The 5,315-nt window shown below is 69.3% G+C and carries 5 protein-coding genes; 2 read left to right on the top strand and 3 right to left on the bottom strand.

Annotation, left to right across the window (positions count from 1 at the left end):
* Positions 1-170: 170 nt before the first annotated feature.
* Complete coding sequence (locus tag AC1DVT_RS17695; protein ID WP_477390440.1) at positions 171-1,019, bottom strand: alpha/beta hydrolase; 849 nt, start codon at positions 1,017-1,019, stop codon at positions 171-173.
* Between the two features lie 112 nt (positions 1,020-1,131).
* Here AC1DVT_RS17695 and AC1DVT_RS17690 point away from each other — a divergent pair, with 112 nt between their 5' ends.
* Positions 1,132-1,590, top strand: a complete 459-nt coding sequence (locus AC1DVT_RS17690; RefSeq protein ID WP_457100624.1) for a MarR family winged helix-turn-helix transcriptional regulator — start codon at positions 1,132-1,134, stop codon at positions 1,588-1,590.
* Positions 1,587-2,951 carry an MFS transporter gene (locus tag AC1DVT_RS17685; RefSeq protein ID WP_477390438.1) on the top strand — a complete coding sequence of 455 codons (1,365 nt, stop codon included), beginning with the start codon at positions 1,587-1,589 and terminating at the stop codon, positions 2,949-2,951. Before AC1DVT_RS17690 ends, AC1DVT_RS17685 begins: the two co-directional genes overlap by 4 nt.
* Positions 2,952-3,064: 113 nt before the next feature.
* Here the strand turns inward: AC1DVT_RS17685 and AC1DVT_RS17680 are convergent, their stop codons facing one another.
* Positions 3,065-4,312, bottom strand: coding sequence for a D-arabinono-1,4-lactone oxidase (locus tag AC1DVT_RS17680; protein WP_477390436.1), 1,248 nt, complete (start codon positions 4,310-4,312; stop codon positions 3,065-3,067).
* Positions 4,313-4,323: 11 nt separating this feature from the next.
* Positions 4,324-5,214: an aldo/keto reductase gene (locus tag AC1DVT_RS17675; protein WP_477390434.1), complete on the bottom strand. Its 891-nt coding sequence runs from the start codon at positions 5,212-5,214 to the stop codon at positions 4,324-4,326.
* Between the last annotated feature and the right edge of the window lie 101 nt (positions 5,215-5,315).

The following is a 5,315-nucleotide window of genomic DNA, read 5'->3' as shown; positions in this document are numbered from 1 at the left end:
GTTGGGGGGACATGAAACGGCTCCTCTGCTAGGTCTTCATCGACCGCGCCGACTGCTCTGTCGACGCCGCACCACCCGTGGGAGCGCTCCCACCGCTAGCGCTAAGTGTCAGCATGCCCGTTCCCTGGGCTCCACGTCAATGCTCGACGTCCAGCGCCGCGCGCTGGGGCTCAGTCGCGCGCGGGGAACCGCTTGTCGAGCCACGCCACGACGTCGGCGCGGACGTCGGCCTGCACGACCTCATTGAAGATCTCGTGGCGCGCGCCCGGATAGACGAGCGTCGTCACATCCGTCAGTCCCGACCGGGTGCGGTAGGCCTCGGCGAGCTTGTGCACGCTGCGCGGGCCGCCGACGGTGTCGTCGCGTCCCACCAGCAGGAGGGCCGGAATGTCGTGCCCCAGGTTCCTGCGCGGCTTGCCGTAGATGCGAAACGCCGCCATCGGCCCGAAGAGCTTCAGCATGGGCTGGCTCGTGGTGAGCTGATCTTCGAGGAACGCATCGCCGACCGTGAGGTCGGACGACAGCCACTCGACGCCCTTGGCGTCCTTGTGCTTCCACGGTGCGTTGAGGTCGCCCGCATTCAGCGACCCGGGCCACCGCAGCGCCGACCCCGAGAGGATGAGCGCGTCGTACCCGTCCGGGTGATCGTTGAAGAGGATCTGCGAGAGGAACGACCCCCACGAGTGTCCGAGCAGCACGAGCGGGAGCCCCGGGTTCTCGGCGCGGATGAACTGGGTGAACTGCCAGAGCGCATCCTCGGCGGCGCGGTGTCCGCCGGGTCCGAGGCGGCCGAGCTTGTCCTTGTCGCCGTGCTGCTTCATGCCGGTGCGTCCGTGCCCGCGGTGGTCGTCCGCGTACACGATGTATCCCTCGCTCGTGAGGGACTCCACGAGCGCGATGTACCGCCCGGCGTGCTCTCCGAGACCGTGCAGCAGCTGCACCACAGCCCGGGGCGTGGTCTTGGCCGCATGGACGTCATAGACGATGTCGATGCCATGTGCATCGGTGAACTCTGGCATGCGGATGAGTCTAGATCGGATGCCGCAGCCCGCCCCCCGTGCGGGGATTCGACGCGCAGCAGCACGACGGAGATTTACTTAGCATGGCTAATGAGCTAGGCTAACGATCGTTATGAGCCCCGCCACGGATACCCCCGCCGCCCCGACCGTCGAGGATCTGCCTGCCGAGGCATCCGAACTCCGCATGGCGACCTTCCGCCTCGCCCGCCGCCTGCGCGCCGAGCGTGCGATCGACGCCATGAGCGACGGTCAGTTCGCGGTGCTCGCAGCCCTCAAGATGCACGGGCCGCACACCCTCGGGGAGCTCGCCGACCGTGAGCGGGTGTCGTCGCCGTCGATGAATCGCACCGTCAACTGCCTCGAGGAGTCCGGGTACCTCGCCCGCACGCCGGACATCGACGACCGACGCAAGGTCAACCTCTCGCTGACGGATGCCGGACGCGAGGTCGTCGAAGAGACCGTGCGGCGCCGCGACGCGTGGCTCGAGGAGGCGCTCGCCGCGCTCACCCCGCAGCAGCGTCACCTGCTCGCCGAAGCCGCCGGGATCATGCTGGCGGTGGCCGCCCGATGAGCGCGATGTTCCGCTCCTTCTCGGTCTTCAACTACCGCGTCTGGTTCATCGGCGCGCTCGTGTCGAACATCGGCGCCTGGATGCAGGCCACCGCGCTCAGCTGGGTGGTGCTGACCGAACTCACCGACAACGACGCCGCCGCGATGGGCATCACGATGGCGCTGCAGTTCGCTCCGCCGCTGCTGCTCGTGGGGGCGACGGGCTGGGTCGCCGACCGGTTCGACCGGCGGCGCCTGCTCATGGTCACGCAGTCGCTGCTGCTGGTGATCGGCGTCGTGATCGGCATCCTGATCCTCCAAGGGGTGATGTCCCTCCCCCTCATGTACGCCTTCGCGCTCGCCCTCGGCGTGGTCTCGGCGTTCGACAACCCCGCGCGACAGGCGTTCGTGTCCGACCTCGTGACCCGCGAGAACGCCTCCAACGCGGTCGCACTGAATGCCGCCTCCTTCAACGGCGCGCGCATGATCGGGCCTGCCGTCGCCGGCATCGTGATCGTCGCCGTCGGCACCGGCTGGGTGTTCCTCGTCAACGGCGTCACCTTCCTCGGCATGATCGTCGCGCTCATGCTCATCCGCACGCACGAGCTCATCCCCCGCGCCCGCGCCAACGGCTCCGGACGCCTCGCCGACGGCTTCCGCTATGTGAAGAAGCGGCCGGACATCCTCGTCATCTTCGCGATGGTGTTCCTGCTCGGCGCGTTCGGCATGAACTTCCCGATCCTCGCCTCGACGATGGCGATCGAGTTCGGCCAGGAGGCCGACGGCTACGGTCTGCTCAGCTCGATCCTCGCGGTCGGGTCGCTCGCCGGCGCGCTGCTGGCCGCGCGGCGGGATCGCGCGCGCATCCGGCTCGTCATCGGCGGCACGGCGCTCTTCGCCGTCGCCGCCACGGTCTCGGCGTTCATGCCGAGCTACTGGCTGTACGCGCTCACGCTGATGGTCACCGGGTTCGCCGTCGTGACGACGCTGACCACCGCCAACGGCTACGTGCAGACCACGACGGATCCGGCGCTCCGCGGCCGCGTGCTCGCGCTCTACATGGCGATCCTGATGGGCGGCACGCCGATCGGCGCTCCCATCGTCGGGTGGGTGGCCGCGGAGTATGGTCCGCGCGTCGCCATCATGCTGGGTGCGGTCGGCGCCTTCGTCGCCTTCGCCATCGGGGCGACCTGGATGCTGGCCTCCGGCCGGGTCCGTCGCCACGAGTCGCGGCGCTTCCGCCTCACGATCGACGAGACGCTCCCCATCCGCGTGGTGCAGCCGGTGCCGGAGGAGTTCAGCGACGAGATCGCCGGTACGACGCCCATCCCGATCCCCGACGCGCGGGACGCCGCGCTCGCGCCGCAGTCGTCCCGGCGCTGACCCCGGGGGAACGCTTGCCCGAGACGTTTCGTCTCGCTTCGCTCGCTCAACGACCGAGAATTCTGGTCGTTGAGCGAGGAGCGCAGCGACGAGACGAAACGGGCCGAGCAGAATCAGCGGGGGTCGCGGAGGCCGACCCGCTCGAGGTGCGCGTTCCAGAAGCGGCCCTGCGGGTCGAGGCGCTCGAACACCGCCCGGGCGTCGGCGAGCTTCGGGTGCACCCTGGCGAGGGATGCCGCGTCGAACCGATGCGCCTTGCCCCAGTGCGGCCGCACCCCGAACGGGGCGAGCGCCGCCTCGATCGACGGGAGCAGGCCGTACACCTCGTCGTGGCGGTACCAGGTGAAGTGGATGGCCATCACCTCCTGCCCGTAGGCGCCGCTCAGCCAGAGGTCGTCGGCGGCGGCCGTGCGCAGCTCGCTCACGAGGAGGTGCGGCTGGATGCTCGAGGCCAGCCCACGCACGGCATTGAGGGCGCCCGCTGCATGCTCGCGCGAGACGAAGTACTCGGTCTGGATCTCCTCGCCGAAGGACGGCTGCGAGTCGAGTCGGAAGTGCGGGAGCCGCAGCATCCACGGTCCTGGCACACCCCCGAGCTCCGTGATGTTGTCGCCCTCGCCCAGCGGCGAGCCGGCGCCGAGGACGCGCCCACCGTCGAGCAGTTCGTCGGGCACCGGGTCATGGTCCTGATCGAGGCGCGTCTTCACCCACACGTAGCCGATGCTGTCGTCGTCCCATCGCGTGAACACCGACACGCTGTAGCCGGCTCCAGTGATGGCGTCGAGGTCGGCGAGCGCGGCATCCCACGTGATTCCTTCGTAGACGTCCTGCCGCAGCCGATACGAGGGCTGGATGTCGAGATCGAGCGACACGATGATCCCGAAGGCGCCCACCCCGACCACGAGCGCGGCGAAGTCGGCGTCCCCACGGCGCGCCTCGTGCAGGTCGCCGTCGGCGCCGACGTAGCGCAACGCGCGCACCGCCGTCGTCAGCACGCCGTTGGCGTCGCCCGAGCCATGGGTCCCGGTCGCCGTCGCGCCGCCGACCGCGATGTGCGGCAGCGAGCCGAGGTTGTGCAGCGCCCAGCCCTGCTCGTCGAGCAGCAGCGCGAGCTCCCCGTAGCGGGTGCCCGCGCCGATCGTGGCATAGCCCTCGTCGGCGTGCAGCGCGAACCCGGACTCGAGGCCGGCGAGATCGATGAGCGTGCCGGTCGTGTCGGGCAGGTCGGTGAACGAGTGCCGCGTGCCGAGCGCGTGGACGAGCCCGGGCTCCCGCACGAGACGCTGCACGTCGTCGACCGTCTGCGCGGGCGCGATGCGCGGCGCGGTGTACTCGTGGGTTCCGGCCCAATTGCGTGACATGCGCTCAGCCCTCACTCGCTCGCGTTCGCATCATCGATGAGCGCCCAGAGCTCATCGGGGATCACCGTGGCGGCGAGCTCGTCCAGTGCACGAAGTCGGGCAGCGGTCCTGATGCCGACAACCGTGGAATCCACCAGCGGCGATCGCAGTGAGAAGTGCAGGGCGACGGCGGCGAGCGGCACGTCGTGCGCGCGGCAGATCTCCTCCATGCGGACCACACGCGCCAGGAGCTCGGCAGAAGGCTCCCGATACGCATAGGTCGACGAAGATGCCGAGCCCTTCGCGAGCAGGCCGCTGCCGAACGGAGCCGCGTTGAACACCGTCATCCCGCGCTCCTTCGCCCTTGTGAAGAGCTCCGTGGCGCTGCGGTCGACGAGCGTGTAACGGTTGTGGCTGAGCACCGCATCGAAGGCGCCCGTCTCCACGTACTCGATCATCTCGTCCACCGGGTAGGTGGCGATTCCGATCGCTCCGACCACTCCGGCAGCGCGCAGTTCGAGAAGCCCCTCGATGGCACCGCCAGAGGAGGCCGCTTCGGCGAAGGTCACCGAATACGGATCGTGGAAGTGCAGCAGCGGCAGCGTGTCGACGCCGAGCCGGGCGCAGCTCTCCTCGAAGGAGCGCAGCACACGATCGCGACCGAACGCGTGCGTCACCGGATCTTCGTCGACCTTCGTGATCACACGATCGGTGGCTCGGTCTCCGACCCGTGCGCGCGCAAGACCGATGACGGCCTCGGACCGGCCGCCTGAGTAGTTGTTCGAGGTGTCGAGAAACGTGTGGGATGACTCGAAGAGCGCTATCGCGTCAGCGACGGCATCCGCCTCCTCCGAGCTGCCGGGCAGCGAGTCACGCCCCAGGCCCGACGTTCCGAGGGTGATCGGGCTGGGATTCAGGGTCATCGTGCGCCTTCCTGGGCAGTGCTCATCTGGTCGCCGCGGCGAGTCGTGCCGAGGCCGTCGCCATGTGGATCGCCATTGCCGACGCCGCGCCATCCTCATCG

Source organism: Microbacterium sp. P2_F9 (assembly GCF_056403635.1).
The sequence above is the reverse complement of the archived record's forward strand: the minus strand, read 5'-3'. Positions and strand labels throughout refer to the sequence as shown.